The sequence below is a fragment of the Reyranella soli genome (genome assembly GCF_007992495.1).
Classification (GTDB): Bacteria; Pseudomonadota; Alphaproteobacteria; order Reyranellales; family Reyranellaceae; genus Reyranella; species Reyranella soli.
The window spans coordinates 26,358-43,467 of record NZ_BKAJ01000095.1; the positions used below are offsets into that span (position 1 = coordinate 26,358).

General features: G+C 66.8%; 13 protein-coding genes. 6 read left to right on the forward strand and 7 right to left on the reverse strand.

What is annotated here, in order from left to right; translation table 11 throughout:
- Positions 1-12: 12 nt before the first annotated feature.
- Positions 13-441 carry a hypothetical protein gene (locus tag RSO01_RS48465; RefSeq protein WP_218037468.1) on the reverse strand — a complete coding sequence of 143 codons (429 nt, stop codon included), beginning with the start codon at positions 439-441 and terminating at the stop codon, positions 13-15.
- Here RSO01_RS48465 and RSO01_RS26620 point away from each other — a divergent pair.
- Entirely contained in the window at positions 364-1,359 is a 996-nt protein-coding gene (locus RSO01_RS26620) for a LysR family transcriptional regulator (RefSeq protein ID WP_147153163.1), read from the forward strand. The genes RSO01_RS48465 and RSO01_RS26620 overlap by 78 nt on opposite strands.
- On the opposite strand, the gene RSO01_RS26625 is transcribed toward RSO01_RS26620, so the two are convergent.
- The gene (locus tag RSO01_RS26625; protein ID WP_147153165.1) at positions 1,328-3,085 is read right to left on the reverse strand and encodes a flavin-containing monooxygenase; all 1,758 of its coding nucleotides are present in this window, start codon (positions 3,083-3,085) and stop codon (positions 1,328-1,330) included. The two genes, RSO01_RS26620 and RSO01_RS26625, sit on opposite strands and share 32 nt — an antisense overlap.
- A gap of 53 nt (positions 3,086-3,138) precedes the next feature.
- Here RSO01_RS26625 and RSO01_RS26630 point away from each other — a divergent pair, with 53 nt between their 5' ends.
- Positions 3,139-3,939 (forward strand): SDR family NAD(P)-dependent oxidoreductase, encoded by an 801-nt coding sequence (locus RSO01_RS26630; protein ID WP_147153167.1) that lies wholly within the window; start codon positions 3,139-3,141, stop codon positions 3,937-3,939.
- Positions 3,940-4,332: 393 nt separating this feature from the next.
- A complete protein-coding gene (locus RSO01_RS26635; RefSeq protein WP_246158829.1) occupies positions 4,333-5,928 on the forward strand; it encodes an ABC transporter substrate-binding protein in 1,596 nt (531 codons plus the stop codon).
- A gap of 188 nt (positions 5,929-6,116) precedes the next feature.
- On the opposite strand, the gene RSO01_RS26640 is transcribed toward RSO01_RS26635, so the two are convergent.
- The 3 genes from RSO01_RS26640 to RSO01_RS26650 form a co-directional block, all read right to left on the reverse strand.
- Positions 6,117-6,917: a glucose 1-dehydrogenase gene (locus RSO01_RS26640; protein WP_147153169.1), complete on the reverse strand. Its 801-nt coding sequence runs from the start codon at positions 6,915-6,917 to the stop codon at positions 6,117-6,119.
- A gap of 107 nt (positions 6,918-7,024) precedes the next feature.
- On the reverse strand, positions 7,025-9,802 hold the full coding sequence (gene ppc, locus RSO01_RS26645) for a phosphoenolpyruvate carboxylase (protein WP_147153171.1): 2,778 nt from the start codon (positions 9,800-9,802) through the stop codon (positions 7,025-7,027).
- Between the two features lie 12 nt (positions 9,803-9,814).
- The gene (locus tag RSO01_RS26650; protein WP_218037465.1) at positions 9,815-11,698 is read right to left on the reverse strand and encodes an AMP-binding protein; all 1,884 of its coding nucleotides are present in this window, start codon (positions 11,696-11,698) and stop codon (positions 9,815-9,817) included.
- Positions 11,699-11,758: 60 nt separating this feature from the next.
- On the opposite strand from RSO01_RS26650, the gene oxlT reads away from it, so the two are divergent.
- The 3 genes from oxlT (at position 11,759) to RSO01_RS26665 (ending at position 14,779) form a co-directional block, all read left to right on the forward strand.
- A complete protein-coding gene (gene oxlT, locus RSO01_RS26655) occupies positions 11,759-13,057 on the forward strand; it encodes an oxalate/formate MFS antiporter (protein WP_147153174.1) in 1,299 nt (432 codons plus the stop codon).
- Positions 13,058-13,119: 62 nt separating this feature from the next.
- Positions 13,120-14,343 carry an acyl-CoA dehydrogenase family protein gene (locus tag RSO01_RS26660; RefSeq protein ID WP_147153177.1) on the forward strand — a complete coding sequence of 408 codons (1,224 nt, stop codon included), beginning with the start codon at positions 13,120-13,122 and terminating at the stop codon, positions 14,341-14,343.
- A gap of 73 nt (positions 14,344-14,416) precedes the next feature.
- On the forward strand, positions 14,417-14,779 hold the full coding sequence (locus tag RSO01_RS26665; RefSeq protein WP_147153178.1) for a YidH family protein: 363 nt from the start codon (positions 14,417-14,419) through the stop codon (positions 14,777-14,779).
- 1 nt (position 14,780) lies between these two features.
- Here RSO01_RS26665 and RSO01_RS26670 read toward each other — a convergent pair whose 3' ends face one another.
- Both RSO01_RS26670 and RSO01_RS26675 read right to left on the reverse strand, forming a co-directional pair.
- Positions 14,781-15,371: a VOC family protein gene (locus RSO01_RS26670; protein ID WP_147153180.1), complete on the reverse strand. Its 591-nt coding sequence runs from the start codon at positions 15,369-15,371 to the stop codon at positions 14,781-14,783.
- Between the two features lie 29 nt (positions 15,372-15,400).
- A complete protein-coding gene (locus tag RSO01_RS26675; protein WP_147153182.1) occupies positions 15,401-17,110 on the reverse strand; it encodes an N-acyl-D-amino-acid deacylase family protein in 1,710 nt (569 codons plus the stop codon).

Genomic DNA, 17,110 nt, shown 5'->3' on the forward strand with positions numbered 1-17,110 from the left:
CCTCCAGCGATCTCAAGGACTGACGAGGCTGTGCAGCGGCTGGAAGGACAGTTTCGGTCGTATGCCCTCCGGCAGGTTCGGAGCGATATGGGCGGCGAAGAACCGTGTCGCGTCTTCCTGGCTTTGCCACACCTCGACGATCCGCCATCCGGCCTCGGCTGGATGGGCCATGTGCATGACGAAGCCAGGCGCCTGTCTCAGCGCCCCGCCGAGAAGAGCGAGCATGCTGTCGTAGCCCTGCGGCGACTGGCCGCCGACCTCGGAAATCATCATCACCGGCATTGGCCTCTCCTGCTGGAGCCGTTGGTCGGCAGCGGGATCGCATGTGGCGCTTGCTGAAGCCAGTGATATGATTTCAGCAACATGCTGAATGAGATTGATCTCGCGCGCGCCGACCTGAACCTCCTCGTCCTGTTCGAGGTCGTGCTGCGCGAGCGTCATGTCGGCCGGGCGGCCGATCGGCTCAATCTGACGCCATCGGCCGTCAGCCATGGCCTGGGCCGCCTGCGCCGCCTCCTCAACGATCCGCTGTTCCTGCGAACGCCCAAGGGCGTCGTCCCGACGGCCCGCGCCACCGAGCTTGCCGCACCCATCGCCGACGTCCTGGCGCGCGCCAGCGCCGTCATTACCACCGGCAGGCCATTCGACCCGTCCACCGCGACCCGCCGGTTCGCAATCGGCGCTCCGGACGGCATCTCGGCCGTGGTCCTGCGCCCGCTGCTCGCCCGGCTGCGCACGATGGCGCCCGGAATCGATGTCGGGGTGCGTCAGATCCTGCCCTCGCCGGCCCGCGTCTGGCGGGCGGCCGTCGCCGACCTCGAGGCGGGCGACATGGACATTGCCATCATCCCATCGGACGACATTCCGCCGCGTTTCGAGAAGCGCCGTCTCTATGAGGAAGACTTCGTGATTGCGATGCGCACCGGCCATCGCTTCGCGCGCGATCCGACCCTGGAGCGGTATTGCGAGATGCAGCATCTGGTCGTCTCGTATACCGGCGATCCTCATGGCTTCGTCGATGAGGCCCTGGCGAAGCGCGGCAGGACGCGGCGGATCGCGCTCACCGTTCCGAACTTCATGCTGGCGCTTGCGATCGTCGCCGAGACCGACCTTGTCACGGCCCTGCCGCGGCGCTTCGCGGCCATGCATGCGGCGCGCTTCGGCATCCTGGGCCTCGACGCCCCGCTGGCGCTCCCCGGCTTCCGGGTCAACGCCGTCGCGCCCAAGGTCGCGATGATGGACGCGGGCCTCGCCTGGCTGTTCGGCCTGCTTGCCGACTCCGCGCCAGCAGAGCCGACGCGCCGCAAGCGCCCGACGCAGCGACGCGCTACTCGATCAAGCCGTCCTCGCGCGCCTTGATCTGCAGCGCGAGGTACCGTGAGTAGATTCGGCACTGCGCCAGGCTGCCGGCGGTGAACCACAGGCCGTCCTGTTTCGTCGGTCCCCACATGTTGCGCAACTCGCCGCCATCGTCGAAGCCCCACACGGGTCCGATGCGCTCGGCGACGTCGTTACCGAGTGTGACGCGCACGAACTCCTGCTGGCTTTCGTAGCCGGTGGCGACGACCACCACGTCCAACGGCTTCTTCGTGCCGTCCTTCAGGACGACGCCGTCGGCCTCGAAACGGTCGATCGTGTCGTACTGCAGCAGCCTGACGCGGCCGTCGACGATCATGTCGGAGCAGCCGACGTTGAAGTAGTAACCGCCGCCACGCCGCAGATACATCATCTGGAAGCCGGTATCGTCCTCGCCAAAGGTCAGCTTGAAGCCGCGTTTCTCCAGCCCCTTCAGCAGTTCGCGGTCGACCTCGCGCATCTCGGCGGTCGAGAGCTGGTAGGCGCGGCGCAGCACCGGATAGGGCATCGAGCAGGCGAGCAGGTCGCAATCCTCGAACGGCAAGCCTTCGCTATAGGTCGAATAGACCTTCTGCGCCTCGCGGATGCTGACGATGTAGGTCGGGCTGCGCTGGACGATGATGGTGTTAACGCCACTGGCGCACAGGTCCTGCGCCACATCGTGGCCGCTGTTGCCGGTGCCGATGACCATCGCGTTGCCGCCCTTCCAGGCAGCGCCGGTCGTGTATTGACCGGAATGCATGACCTCGCCCTTGAAAGAGTCGAGGCCGGGCACCTTCGGCCAGATCGGGATGCCGCTCACGCCGGTGGCGACGATGATGTGACGCGGCTTCATGGTGCGCTCGCTGCCGTCGCTTCGCTTAAGAGTCACCGTCCAGCACTTCGCCTTGTCGTCCCAGCTGCCGCCTAAAAGCTCGGTGCCGGTCCAGAAGTTCAGCTCCAGGCTCTCGACATAGGTCTCGAACCAGTTGGCGAGCTTGTCCTTGGGAATGAACACCGGCCAGGTCGGCGGAAATTTCATCAGCGGCAGGTGATTGACGTGCACCTCGTTGTGCAGCGTGAGCGAGTGATAGCGCAGCCGCCAATTGTCGCCGATGCGAGGATTGCGATCGATGATCAGCGTGTCGACGCCGAGATGGTTGAGCCGCGCCGCCGCCGACAGGCCGGCCTGGCCGCCGCCCACGATCAGGACCGTGGGATCGTGGTCGGTATAGGCGAGCGCCTTACGCCGCTGGTCGAGCCAGTTCTCGCCGCCGAAGTCGCGTGAATACTTCTCGGCATCGCTCACCGCCTTGGGCCGGCCGTCGGGATAGCCGTTCAGCTCCTCGAGCGTGGTGAGCAGCGTCCAAATGCGCCAGTCGTCCTCCTCCTCGACCAGCCGCACGACACCGTTGGCGCGGCCGGCTGCCGTCTCGAACTCGAAGATCGCCTCGATGCAGTCGACGCCGGCGCGCTTGACGCGGCGCGCCTGCGAGCGCCCCTCGGGAATGTGGAAGCCACGCGGCCTGGTCCGCGCAAGCGTCGGCGCCAGGGCGGCCTCGATCGCCGCTACGCCGGTCTCGGTCCCGATCCGCCACGTGAAAGCCAGCACATCGCGCCAGTGGCCCTCGCGCGCGAAGTGGCAGGCGGCGCCGGCGGCATCGGCCGACTGCAAGGCATCACCGAAGGACTTCAGCCAGCAAGCCGCTATGTCCTGAACGTCGTGACGGGGCCTCGAAATCACGTTCATATGTCACACCCTTGCAGACGGGCCAGAATAACAGAGGAAACGAGGAGACGAACATGGAGCCGGGCAAAAGACTTTTGGGCAAGGTCGCCGTCGTCACAGGCGGCGCCTCGGGCATCGGTGCCGCGACGGCGCGGTTGTTCGCTCAGCACGGCGCGTCCGTCCTGCTGACCGACAGCAACACATCGCTGGGCAAGTCGATCGAGACGGAAATCGCGTCGGCAGGCGGAACCGCACGCTTTGCCGAGCAGGATGTGCGGAACGAAGGGCGCTGGAGCGCCATCGTCGACCAGGCCGAGAAGGCCTGGGGCCGCGTCGACATCCTGTGCAACATCGCCGGCATTTCGGGCCGCGATCCCAAGCAGAACATCCAGACCGGCCACACGGCAGGACCGCGGCTCGCCGACCAGACGCTCGAGCACTGGAACCTGGTGATGGAGATCAACGCGACCGGCGTGTTCCTCGGCACCAAGGCCGCGGTGCCGGCCATGCAGCGCTCGGGCGGCGGCTCGATCATCAACATCTCGTCGATCTGCGGCATCGTCGGCAGCCACGCCAACGCCGCCTATCACGCCTCCAAAGGGGCGGTGCGCATCTTCTCCAAGGCGGCGGCAATCCAGTACGCGCCCGACAGAATCCGCGTGAACTCGGTCCATCCGGGCTTCGTCGACACGCCGATGACCGCGCCCGGCCATTCCAATCCCGAGGTGGCGCGCAAGCGCATGGAGGCGACGCCGCTCGGCCGCTTCGGCACGCCCTACGACATTGCCGCCGGCTGCCTCTACCTCGCGTCGGACGAGGCGTCGTGGGTCACGGGAACCGAGCTGGTGATCGATGGCGGGATGACGGCGAACTGATCGTGGCTGGGGGCGCGCCACTCCAGTGGCGCGTCATGGTGCTAGCAGACCCAACACCACCTCACCCTGAGGAGCACCGCGCAGCGGTGCGTCTCGAAGGGTGGGCCCAGTCCCGATGTTATCCACCCTTCGAGACGCGCACGGAGTTTACCCCGAGGTATTCGAGGAGGGCGCTCCTCAGGGTGAGGTGGTTGGGTTGCGATCGCCGCCATGACGCGCCACTGGAGTGGCGCGTCCCCAGCAAAGCCCCACCCGTTCATTGACGCCATCACTCTGCGAACTCTTTCGGCAGCGGAGGATGCCGGAGCCGTATAGGCTCCGACAATCGACGCGGCCCGCCACGCGTCAGAAGTTCCATTCAGGAATGCGGGCCGTGACGCGAGGAGGAAACCCATGATGATACGCGTTGCGTTGTCGTGTGTGCGGTTTGTGGTGCTTGCGTTCCTGCTCATCGCACCTTTTGCCAGTGCCTCGGCCCAGAAGCAGGGCGGCATCCTGCGCATCACCCATCGAGACAGCCCCGCCAGCATGTCGATCCACGAGGAAGGCACGATCTCCGTCGTGCTGCCGATGATGGGCGTCTTCAACAACCTGGTCATGTTCGACCCGGCAAAGAAACAGAACAGCCTCGACGACATCGTGCCCGACCTTGCCGAGAAATGGGCATGGAGCGAGGACGGCAAGACGCTGACCTTCACCCTGCGCAAAGGCGTCAAGTGGCACGACGGCAAGCCGTTCACGGCCGCCGACGTGAAGTGCACCTTCGATCTCCTGCAGGGCAACGCGCCGGAGAACTTCAAGGTCAACTTCCGCAAGGGCTGGTACGCCAACGTCGAGAGCGTGACCGTCAACGGCGAAAGCGAGACCGTCCTCAAGCTGAAGGCGCCGCAGCCCGCGCTGCTCGGCCTGCTCGCCTCGGGCTTCTCGCCGATGTATCCGTGCCATGTCTCGCCGCGCGAGATGCGCCAGGTGCCGGTCGGCACCGGCCCGTTCAAGTTCGTCGAGTACAAGCCCAACCAGACCATCAAGCTCGCGCGCAATCCGAACTACTGGAAGCCGGGCAAGCCCTATCTCGACGGCGTCGAGTACACCATCATCCCCAACCGCTCGACGGCGATCCTCGCCTTCCAGTCGAACAAGTTCGACATGATCTTCCCGTTCGAGGTCACCGTGCCGCTGGTCGGCGACATCAAGGCCAACCGGCCGGACGCGATCTGCGAGACCGCGCCGATGAACGTCGCCGCCAACATCCTGATGAACCCCAACCCGCCGTTCGACGACATCGAGGTGCGTCGCGCCGTCGCCATGGCGCTCGACCGCAAGGCGTTCCGGGACATCATGACCTCGGGCACCGGCGATCCCGGCGGCGCCATGCAACCCCTGCCGGAGGGGCGCTGGGGGCTGCCGCCGGAGATCCTGAGCGAACTACCGGGCTACGCACCCGACGTCGCCAAGAGCCGCGAGAAGGCGCGCGCGGTCATGGCGGCCAAGGGCTACGGGCCCAACAAGCCGCTGAAGATCAAGGTCTCGACCCGCAACCTGCCGACCTACCGCGACGCGTCGGTGCTCCTGATCAGCCAGCTCAAGGAGATCTACATCGACGGCGAGCTGCAGCTGGTGGACACGGCGCAGTGGGTGCCCAAGCTGATCCGCCGCGACTACGTGATCGGCGTCAGCCAGGTCGGCAACGGCGTCGACGATCCCGACCAGAACTATTTCGAGAACTATGTCTGCGGCTCGCGCACCTACATGGACTACTGCAACAAGGACCTCGACGCGATGGTCGCCGCACAGTCGGCCGAGCGCGACCCCGAGAAGCGCAAGAAGATCGCCTGGGAGATCGACAAGAAGCTGACCAACGAGGCGGTGCGGCCGATGCTCTACTACATGTACGGCGCCACCTGCTGGCAGCCCGGCCTCAAGGGCGTCAACGTGCAGGTCAACAGCATCTACAACAACTGGCGCCTCGACGACGTCTGGCTGGAGTAGCTCTTGGGAGCGCGGGCCTCTGGCCCGCTCATGGTCTTCGTCTTCCGGACCGCGCATCCTGCGCGCCTCATGATCATGAGCGCGCTGGAAGCGCGCGGTCCGGAAGAACATGAGCGGACCGGACCTGCCTGCACGAAGCCGAAGCGGCTTCGCTTCGGCGAAGGCAGGGGTCCGCGCTCCGGCAAGAGTCACCTGTTCATCGACGTCACGGCGCCCGGCGTCGAGGTGCGGCCGCCGTCGACGACGAAGTGGGCGCCGGTGATGTTGCCGGCGAGATCGGAGCAGAGGAACAGCACGGTGTTGGCCACCTCCTCCGCCGTGCCGTAGCGGCCGATCGGGATCGAGGCCTGGTAGGTCGCCTCGACCTTGCCGGGATCGCCAGGGTTCAGCTGCTTCTCGAGATCGTGGATCATGCGGGTATCGATCGGGCCGGGGCAGACGGCGTTCACGCGGATGCCCTGGCGCGCCACCTCGCCCGACGCCGTCTTGGTCAGGCCGAGCACGGCGTGCTTGGAGGCGACATAGGCGTTCATGCCGGGCGAGCCCATCAGGCCCGCGACCGAGGCGGTGTTGACGATGGCGCCGCCGCCCTTCTGCGCCAGCATCTGCTTCAAGACGTACTTCAGGCCGAGGAACACGCCGCGCACGTTCACGGCCATGATCTGGTCGAACATCGCCTCATCGTAGTCGGCGATGTTCGCGACCTTGCCCTCGATGCCGGCGTTGTTGTGGAAGCAGTCGATGCGGCCGTAGGTGTCGACCGCCTTCTTCACATAGGCCTGCACCGACTTCGCGTCGGTGACGTCGGCTTGAACGAACAGCGCCTCGCCGCCCTTCTGGCGCACGATGCCGGCCGTCGCCTCGCCGCCTGCTGCGTCGCGGTCGACGATCACAACCTTGGCGCCGAGCCCGGCAAAGCCGAGCGTCGAGGCACGACCGATGCCGTTGCTGCCGCCAGTGACCAGGGCAACCTTGTTCTTGAAGTCCATCGAACGCTCCTCCTTTTGTCGGCATCGTAGGGCATGTCCGACCGCCACAGAACCGCCTCACCCTGAGGAGCATCGCGTAGCGATGCGTCTCGAAGGGCGAGGTCTTGTCAGCCACTGTTGCGCAGGCCGGCCGCGATGCCGTTGATGCTGAGATGAATACCCTGCACCACCTCGGGCGCGGTGTCGCCGGCGCGATGGCGACGCAGCAATTCGATCTGCACATGGTTCAGCGGATCGATGTAGGGAAAGCGGTTGCGGATCGAGCGCGCCAGCAGCGGATTGGTCTCGAGCAGCGTGCGCTGCCGCGTGATCGCCAGCACCGCGTCGATCGAGGCCTGCCATTCCTGGCGCACGCGCTCGAAGATGCGCTTGCCGAGCGCGGCGTCGGTCACCAGCTCGGCATAGCGCGAGGCGATGGCGATGTCGCTCTTGGACAGCACCATGTCCATGTTGGAGAGCGTGGTGCGGAAGAACGGCCATTCGGCGTGCATGGCCTGCAGGGTCGCAAGCCCGTCGGCCGGATGCGCCGCGAGCCACTCCTTCACCGCCGTGCCGAAGCCGAACCATCCCGGCAGCATCAGCCGGCACTGCGCCCAGCTGAACACCCAGGGGATGGCTCGCAGGTCTTCTATGCCCTGCTTCTTGGAGCGCGAGGCCGGGCGGCTGCCGATGTTGAGGGACGCGATCTCCTCCAGCACGGTCGATTCGCGGAAGTATTGGTCGAACCCCTCGGTCTCGTAGACCAGCGCGCGATAGGCGCGGAACGCCTTGGCCGACAGGTCCTCCATGATGGCGTGGTAGGACTCGGGCGGCGGCGGCCGCTCGGCATCGAGCAAGGTCGCCTCGAAGGTGGCGGCGGCCAAGGTCTCGAGGTTGCGCCGGCCGACCTCGGCATTCGAATATTTGCCCGCGATCACCTCGCCCTGCTCGGTGACGCGGATCTGGCCGCGCACGGCGCCGGGCGGCTGGGCCAGGATCGCCTCGTAGCTCGGCCCGCCGCCACGGCCGACCGAGCCGCCGCGGCCGTGGAACAGGCGCAGGCCGACCTTGTGCCGCGCGAACAGCTCGACCAAGGTCAGCTCGGCCTTGTAGAGTTCCCAGGTCGAGGTGAGATAGCCGCCGTCCTTGTTGCTGTCGGAATAGCCCAGCATCACTTCCTGGACGTTGCCGCGCGAGGCCAGCAGCCGGCGGTAGGCCGGCAGCGAGAACAGAGCCTCCATGATGCGGCCGCAGTGCTGCAGGTCGCCGATGGTCTCGAACAGCGGCACGATGTCGACGTCGAGCCGGGCGTCACCAGTCTTGGGGCGCGGGCCCAGCAAGCCGACCTCCTTGAGCAGCACCGCCACCTCCAGGATGTCCGACACACTGTCGGCCTTGGAGATCACGTAATGCGGGATCGACGCCGCGCCGTAGCGGCGATGGGCGTCGGCCACGACGTTCAGCATGGCAAGCTCGCCCGTCGTTTCCTCGCCGTAGGAGAGATGCGGCGAGCTGAGCGGACGCATGTTGCCGAGCTCGCCGGTCAGCAGGGCGATCCGGCCCGCCTCGTCGAGCGCGCGGTAGTCGCCGAGGCCCGCGGCTTCGACGAGCTCCGCCATGACGCGCTCGTGGACGTCGGAGTTCTGCCGGATGTCGAGCGACGCCAGGTGGAAGCCGAAGACGTCGACGGCGCGGCGCAGGGCGCGCAGGCGACCACGTGCCAGCGCGGTCGAGCCGTTCTCGGCCAGCGAGGTGAAGATCGTGTCGAGGTCGGCCTTGAACTCCATCACCGAGCCGTAGGGTGACGCCTCTGCGACCGGCTGATGCGGCGCCTCGAGCTTGTCGAGCGACCAGGCCGTCGCGGCCAGGCGCGCATAGATGCCGACGATGGCGCGGCGATAGGGTTCGTCCTGGCGCTCCACGGCGTGGTCGGGCGAGCCGGCCGAGAGCGCCCGCAGGCCATCGGAGACGCGCACGATGCGGCCGTCGAGCGACAGCTCGCCGCCGAGCTGGTGCAGCTCCTCGAGATAGAAGCGCATGGCGCGCTCGCTCTGCATGGCGAGCGTCTGGCGGGTGACGTCGGCGGTGACGAAGGGATTTCCGTCGCGGTCGCCGCCGATCCAGCTTCCCATGCGCAGGAAGGACGGGATCTCCAGCTCCTGCCAGGCCGCATCGGTGACGGCGAGCAGGCGCTCGAGGTCGGCATAGAACAGGGGCAGCGCCCGCAGGAAGGTATAGTCGTAGTACGACAGGCCGTTGGCGACCTCGTCGATGACGCGCAGCCGTGTGCCGCGCACCAGGCTGGTCTGCCACAGGACCAGCACGTTGCGCCTGAGCGCGCGGCGGTTGGACGCCAGCTCCTCCGGCGTGAACTCGATGCGGTCGCGCTCGTCGAGCAGGCGGGCGATCTCCATCTCGCGATCGATCGAGCTCTTGCGGCGGATCTCCGTCGGATGGGCCGTCAGGACCGGGACGCACATCGCATGGGCGAAGAAGCGCGTCAGCTGCTCACGGGACAGCCGCGCCTGCCGGGCGCGGCCCAGCGCATAGGCCATCGTGCCCGGCCGCGGGGCCGCCTCGGCCTTGGCGTAGGCGCGCGTGCGGCGGATGTGGTGCTGGTCCTCGGCGATGTTGGCGAGATGCGAGAAGTAGCCGAAGGCCCGGATGATGCGCAGTGCCCGGTCGGTCGGCAGCTCGCTCATGATCTTCTGCAGCTCGTGGCGCGCGGCCTCGTCGGCGTCGCGATGGAATTGCACACCGGTGCGGCGGATGTGCTCGACCAGATCGAACACCGCATCGCCTTCCTGGATCCGCACCGTGTCGCCCAGGATACGGCCAAGCAGCCTGATGTCGTAACGCAGCGGGGCGTCTTTTTCGGTCGGCTCGATGGGGTCCAGGCGATCCATATGTGCGGCCCGTCAGGGGATGTCGATCACACCATCGCCGCCGGCGTAGAGCTTGTCGACCAGCACGCGGCGCCGGTCGAGCGTGGCGCGCTGGTTGATGTAGCCCTTGTCGGTGATCTCGTGGCCATCGACCGACGGCGGCTCGGCCATCAGGATCGCACGCCTGACCCGCATCGACGAGCCCTTGCACTCGGCATTCATGCGCGCGAGGCCGTCGCGCAGGGTACCGACCACCGCGGGATGGGCGAGCAGCTCGGCGGCCGTCAGCTTGGCGCCGTCATCGTCGGCGAGGCGCCGGCAGGCCGCGATATTGGGAAAACCCAGCAGGCCGACATACTCGCGGTCCTGGCCGCAGATCACCGCGTCCTGCAGCACTGGCGAGGCCGCGGCGATCGCCGTGGTGCGCAAGGTGCCGACCAGGACGAAGGTGCCGCTCATCAGCTTGAAATCCTCGACGACACGGCCGTCGAAGATCAGGCCCCAGCTCGGGTCATTGGGATCGACGAAGCGGCCGGCGTCGCCGATCTTGTAAAAACCTTCCTCGTCGAACATCTGGGCCGTGAGGTCGGGCCGGCGGAAGTAGCCCGGCGTCACGATCACGCTCTTCAGCCGCAGCTCGTAGCGGCCCTCCTCGCCGGTCGGCACGAGCTTCAGCTGCACCTCGGGGAACGGCAGGCCGATCAGGCCGACGCGCTCGGACGCCCAGTGCACCGTGGTCGCCGTCGGTGCGGTCTCGGTCGAGCCCCAGCCGGTGACGAACGGCAGGCGATAGCCGGTGTGCTTCACCGCCAGCGCCTCCATGCGCTCATAGAGGTCGTTCGGCAGGGTGGCGCCGCCATAGGCCAGCGAATTGAGGTTCTTGAAGAAGCGCTTGGCGAGCCCGTCATCCTTCTCCAGCGCCGTCGCCAGCATGGCATAGCCCGCCGGCACGTTGGCAAAGTAGGTCGGCGAGATCTCGCGCAGATTGCGCAGCGTCTCCTCGAACAGGCCGGGCAACGGCTTGCCGTCGTCGATGTAGGTCGTGCCCCCCTCGGCCAGGTTGCCCTGGAAGGTGGCGTTGCCGCCCATCGTGTGGTTCCACGGCAGCCAGTCGAGCATCACGGCCGGCGGATCATCGGCCTTGCGGGTCCGCGCCATCTGGCTCATCGCCAGGTTGGCGCACATCATCTCCTGGGTGTTGATCACCGCCTTGGGCATGCCGGTGCTGCCCGAGGTGAACAGGAACTTGCCCACGGTCTTGGCGTCGATCTGCTCGATCGAGCGCGCGACGGCATCGGTGGGCCTGGTGGCTAAAAGCTCGCTCCAGGGCAGCGACTGCATCTCCGGCGGCGCCTTGTCGACGTGCACCAGCAGCATGCCCTCGAGATCCAGCGCGGCAAGCGCGCGGGCGTAGATCTCGCCGTTCTGCACGAACACCATGCCCGGCTTGATGAGGTCGAAGACGTAGCGCAGCTTGGCGTGGTCCTGGCTCATCACGGAATAGGCCGGCGACACCGGCGCCATGGGCGCGCGCGCCTGCATGGCCGCCATGGTGAGCAGGGCGAACTCGATGGAGTTCGACGACAGGATCATCACCGGCTTGTCCGGGCCGAAGCCGCGATCGATCAGCGCCTGGGTCACCGCATCGACCTGGCGCTTGGCCTCGCCGTAGGTGAGTTTCAGCCACTCGCGGTCGGGTCCGCGGCGTTGCGCCAGCCACACGCGATCCGGCGCTTCCCTGGCCCACTTCGCCAGGAAGGCCGGCACGTGCGTCTCGTAAGGCTTCAGCGGGTGGTTCGACTGCAGCAGGATGGTGCCATCGCCGCGCCGTTCGACCGCGACATCGCGGCTCAGGAAGTCGATCGGCTTGAAGGGCGTTTGCATCACACTGTCCAACGCGATACTCCCGGATGAGATTGGGTTTGTGCCGATTAAGGAGTGGGATCCGACGATCGGCAAGGGGGAGCCTTGGGGTCGATGCCGCTCAGCAGTGCCGCGGACGGAGGACGCACGACGAATCGCTGGCTTCAGCTCAGTGCTGGCATTGTCTGCATGGTGATGATCGCCAACCTGCAGTATGGCTGGACGCTGTTCGTCCATCCCATCCAGGAGAAGTGGGGCTGGAGCCACGCGGCGATCCAGGTGGCCTTCACGGTCTTCGTTCTGGCCGAGACCTGGCTGGTGCCGTTCGAGGGATGGTTCGTCGACCGGCTGGGGCCCAAGCGCGTGGTGTTCCTGGGCGGTGCGCTGGTGGCCATTGCGTGGTCGATCAACTCCATCGCCGATTCGCTTCCCCTGCTCTATCTCGGCGCCGCCGTCGGCGGCATCGGTGCGGGCTGCGTCTACGGCACCTGCATCGGCAACGCCCTGAAATGGTTTGCCGACCGGCGCGGCCTCGCCACCGGCCTGACCGCAGCGGGCTACGGCGCAGGCTCGGCCCTCACCATCATTCCCATCTACCGAACGATCCACGAATTCGGCTATCAAGCGGCCTTCCTGTGGTTCGGCCTCGGCCAAGGCATCGTCATCTGCCTGGCAAGCCTGGCGATCGCCGCACCGCGCCCCGGCGAAGCACCGCCGCCGTCGCGGCGCGTCCATCAGACCGCCCACGACTACACCCCGGCGCAGATGCTGCGCTCGCCCTCGTTCTGGCTGCTCTACGTCATGCTGGTCCTGGTGGCATCCGGCGGCCTGGTCTTCACCGCCCAGCTCGCGTTGATCGCACGCGACTTCCATGTCTCCGGCGTGGATGTCACCCTGCTCGACGTCACGCTGCCGGCATTGACCTTTGCGCTCACCCTCGACCGCATCACCAACGGCTTGACGCGGCCGCTCAGCGGCTTGATCTCGGACCATTTCGGCCGCGAGACCACGATGTTCGGCATCTTCGCCCTGGAAGCCGTCGGCGTCTGGGCAATGAGTGTATGGGGGCACGACCCCGTGATGTTCGTGGTGCTGGGCGGCGTGGTCTTCCTGGCCTGGGGCGAGGTCGCGAGCCTCTTCCCAACGACCTGCGCCGACTACTTCGGCACCAAATACGCCACCACCAATGCCGGACTGCTCTATACCGCCAAAGGCACTGCCGCGATGATGGTGCCCCTGGCCAGCCTGCTGGCCGCAGCGACCGGGCATTGGCATGCCGTCTTCATGATCGCGGTGGCGATGAACGCCGCGGCGGCCCTCCTCGCCATCGCCGTGTTGCGGCCGATGCGGCTCAATCTGCTGGCAAAATCGGGTCCGCCCAGCGAACCCGCACGGCAGGAGGGTGCGGCCTGAATGACCGTTCACAGGACCGGCCTTTTCGGCCAGAGTCCGGCGCAGCACATAGGGAGAGACGGATGGATTTCGAATACTCGGACCGCACCAAGGAGCTGGTCGAGAAGCTCAACAAGTTCATGGACGAGGTCATCTATCCGGCCGAGCCCGTCTACGAAGAGCAGATGGAGAAGGCCAAGGACCGCTGGCAGCTCCCCAAGGTGATCGAAGACTGCAAGGCCGAAGCCAAGAAACGCGGCCTGTGGAACATGTTCCTGCCGGCCGACCCTGACTCGGGCGACACGCACGGAACGATGGGTCTCTCCAACCTCGAATACGCGCCGATCTGCGAGGTGCTGGGCCGTTCCGCGATCGCCTCGGAGGCGGTCAACTGCTCGGCGCCCGACACCGGCAACATGGAAGTGTTCGCCCGCTACGGATCGGCCGAGCACAAGGAGAAGTGGCTGAAGCCGCTCTTGAACGGCGAGATCCGCTCCTGCTTCGCCATGACCGAGCCTGCGGTGGCCTCGTCCGATGCGCGCAACGTCGAATGCCGCATCGAGGCCGACGGCGACAGCTACGTCATCAACGGCCGCAAGTGGTGGTCGTCGGGCATGGGCGATCCGCGCTGCAAGGTCATCATCCTGATGGGCAAGAGCGATCCCAACGCGCCGGCCTACCGCCAGCAGTCGATGATCGTGGTGCCGCGCGACACGCCAGGCATCAAGATCGTGAAGATGCTGCACGTGTTCGGCTATGACGATGCCCCGCACGGCCATGCCGAGGTGATCTACGACAACGTGCGCGTGCCGAAGTCGGCGATCCTGCTGGGCGAGGGCCGCGGCTTCGAGATCGCCCAGGGCCGCCTTGGCCCGGGCCGCATCCATCACTGCATGCGCGCCATCGGCGTCGCCGAGCGGGCGCTCGAGATGGCGATCAAGCGCGCCAAGAGCCGCGTCGCCTTCGGCCAGCGCATCTCGGAGATGGGCGTCACCAAGGCTCACGTCGCCGACATGCGCATGGAGATCGACATGGCCCGCCTGTTGGTCCTGAAGGCCGCCTGGGCGATGGATAAGTACGGCAACAAGGAAGCCCGCCAGCAGATCGCCATGATCAAGGTGGCGGTGCCCAACATCAGCTCCAAGGTCGTCGACCGCTGCCTGCAGCTGCATGGCGCCGGCGGCGTCAGCCAGGTCTTCAAGCTGGCCAGCATGTACGCCCACCAGCGCACGCTGCGGCTCGCCGACGGCCCGGACGAGGTCCATCGCGACCAGGTCGGCCGCATGGAGATCGCGAAGTACAACTAGGCCGTTCTTGACGGCAGCAAACGGGGCGCGATCCTTCGGGGTCGCGCCCTTCTTCTTTGTCCTGGAGGTTTCGGTGGAATCCAAGAACCCTCATGTCAGCGATCATCTCGCCAACGAGCGCACACTGCTGGCCTGGATCCGAACCGCCATCGCCGTGATCGCGTTCGGCGTGGCGATCAACCGCTTCAGCCTGTTCCTGATGGAAATCAATCAAGTCGTGCCGGAGGTGCGCGCCGCCGCCAACCGCCATGTCGGAGCACTCGGTGCCGGCCTCGTCGCACTGGGCATCGTGATGATGGTCGGCGCACTCTGGCACTACCTGCGCGTCAGCCGCTCGATCGACGCCGAAACCTACCGGCCCTCGACGCGTATCATGATGGTGGCATCGGCCGCCATCGTCGCGATGGGCATCGTCGCCCTCGTCTGGCTCTTCTAGATCAGCGCCGGGCCGACCCGAGGGGTGCCGGCGGGCCGTCAGGGATGTTCATCAGCTCGGACTCCGGCGCGCCTGCCTCGTAGGCGCCGGCCAAGGCGGCGGGGTCGAAGGCCACACCGATCGGGTTCTTGCGGAAGGCGTCACTCGTGAAATAGGCCGAGCACTCCTCCTTGGTCTTGTAGCGATCGACCTGCAATTCGACCGAATTGCCGTCGGGATCGCGGTAGTACAGCGAGATCGTCGGGCCGTGATGGATCGGCCGGTACGGCTCGATGCCCTTGTCCTTGAGGCGGCGCCAGGTCGAGAGCAGCTGGCCGATGTCGCGGAAGGTGTAGGCGACGTGCGCCAGGCCCCACGCCTTGTCGTCAGGCTCGTGCAGGCCTTCGATGTTCACGACCGCGAGCCGATGGTGCTCGTTGTCGTAGGTCATGAAGCATATGAAGTCGTTGCGCTGCACGACATGCATGTTGAGCACGGTGCGGTACCAGTCGACCATCCTGGCCATGTTCGACGAGCGCAGCACGAAATGCGCGAACAGCGACGGCGCGATCGGCTTGGAATCGAGGGTACGCGACTGCAGGACGGTATCCATCGGCTGACCTCCGGAAATGTTGCCTGATCCTACGCCGTCCGGCGCTGGCGCAACAACCGTCCGCTTGGCCTGTCGGGAACCTGCCCGGGCGGCGGAAGCGGCCGGCCGTTGACGATGACGGCCTGGATCCCGCGCGGATGGGCGATCAGGCGGTCGGCGCCGGCCGGCAGGTCGTTGACGCGCTCCAGCGGCGAGGCGCCGACCGTCGCGGGATCGAAGACAACGATATCGGCCGGCAGGCCGACGGCCAGCCGCCCGCGGTCGATGAGGCCGAACAGGGCTGCGGTCGCGCCGGTCAGGCGATGCACCGCCTGCTCGAGCGTCAGCGCGCCGTCCTCGCGCACCCAGTGGCCGAGCAGATGGGTCGAATAGCAGGCGTCGCAGAGCTGGCTGAGATGGGCGCCGCCATCGCCCAGGCCGATCACGACATTGGGGTCCTTGATGATTTCCCGCACCTCGTTTTCGACGAAGTTGAGCTGCGAGGCGCGCACGCGCGTGTCGAGATCCTCCAGCGCCAGGTCGAGCATCAGGTCGACGGAGTGCTTGCCACGTTCGCGGGCGACATCGACAAGCTCGCGCTCCACGAGCGAGGGGTCCTTCGCCTTGGTGATGACGTAGGTCCAGAACGCGGCACGCCGGGTATCGCCTTCCAGCTCCTTGCCCATGAACACATCATCGTCGGGCCCGCGCCCGTCGGCCTGGCGCTTCACCCGCGCCCGGAAGGCCGGGTCGGCGTAGACCGCGCGCCGCGACGCGTCGTCTGGGGCCTCGCGCGCCGCAGCGAACGAGGCCCAGGTGTCGAACACCACGGGCGAATGGAAGTCGAACTCGATCTGGATCGGTCGGCAAGCGCCCTGCGGGTAGATCGGCAGGCCGCGCGCGATCTGCTCGCCGGCGCGGGCAAGCTGCGGACGATGCGAGTTGGGTCCGAGCGACCCGGCCAGCAGCGCCGTCCAGACCAGCGGCCGGCCGGACTTGGCATGCAGCGCCTCGTACTCCTCCCAACGTGGATCGCGGCCGACATTGTACTGGATGATGCCGTGGCCCGACCGGCCGACGGCGTCGGCGATCTCCAGCATTTCGTCGAAGCCCGCGAGCCTGCTCGGCACCGGACGGCCGCCATAGCCGATATGGACCTTCGACACCGAGGTCGCGAAGCCCACGGCACCGACCTCCATGGCTTCGGCCGCCAGCCGCTTCATGGTGGCGATCTCGTCGGGGCGTGCGGCGCGCTCGGTCGCCTCCTCGCCCATCACCGACAGCCTGAGCGGCGTATGACCGAGCATGACCGCAACATTGATGCCGAGCGGCCGCGCGGCGACCGCGTCCATGTATTCCGGGAAGGTGACGAACGGCCAGTCGGGGCCGATGCCCGCCTCCAGCGCGGCAAGGCTCATGGCCTCGACCCGCTCCAGCGTGCGCAGGATGAGCCCACGATGCTCAGGCCGGGTCGGCGCGATGCCGAAGCCGCAATTGCCGACCACCACTGTCGTCACGCCATGCCAGGGCGAGATGGTGAGCATGGGATCCCACAACACCTGGGCATCGTAGTGGGTGTGGATGTCGACGAAGCCCGGCGCGACGACCTGGCCGCCGGCGTCGATGGTGCGCTCGGCGGTATCGGGAGCCTTTCCGAGCGCCACGACCTTACCGTCCTTGATGCCGACGTCGCCGCGGTAGCGCGCGGCACCAGTGCCGTCGACGATCTCGCCGCCGACGATCTTGAGGTCGTACGCCAT

Coding starts and splice junctions, on each gene's coding strand:
- RSO01_RS26640 (WP_147153169.1), bottom strand. CDS start 6,917: ATGGACTTCAAGAACAAGGTTGCCCTGGTCACTGGCGGCAGCAACGGC.
- RSO01_RS26620 (WP_147153163.1), top strand. CDS start 364: ATGCTGAATGAGATTGATCTCGCGCGCGCCGACCTGAACCTCCTCGTC.
- oxlT (WP_147153174.1), top strand. CDS start 11,759: ATGCCGCTCAGCAGTGCCGCGGACGGAGGACGCACGACGAATCGCTGG.
- RSO01_RS26630 (WP_147153167.1), top strand. CDS start 3,139: ATGGAGCCGGGCAAAAGACTTTTGGGCAAGGTCGCCGTCGTCACAGGC.
- ppc (WP_147153171.1), bottom strand. CDS start 9,802: ATGGATCGCCTGGACCCCATCGAGCCGACCGAAAAAGACGCCCCGCTG.
- RSO01_RS26675 (WP_147153182.1), bottom strand. CDS start 17,110: ATGGCGTACGACCTCAAGATCGTCGGCGGCGAGATCGTCGACGGCACT.
- RSO01_RS26625 (WP_147153165.1), bottom strand. CDS start 3,085: ATGAACGTGATTTCGAGGCCCCGTCACGACGTTCAGGACATAGCGGCT.
- RSO01_RS26670 (WP_147153180.1), bottom strand. CDS start 15,371: ATGGATACCGTCCTGCAGTCGCGTACCCTCGATTCCAAGCCGATCGCG.
- RSO01_RS48465 (WP_218037468.1), bottom strand. CDS start 441: ATGACGCTCGCGCAGCACGACCTCGAACAGGACGAGGAGGTTCAGGTC.
- RSO01_RS26635 (WP_246158829.1), top strand. CDS start 4,333: ATGATGATACGCGTTGCGTTGTCGTGTGTGCGGTTTGTGGTGCTTGCG.
- RSO01_RS26660 (WP_147153177.1), top strand. CDS start 13,120: ATGGATTTCGAATACTCGGACCGCACCAAGGAGCTGGTCGAGAAGCTC.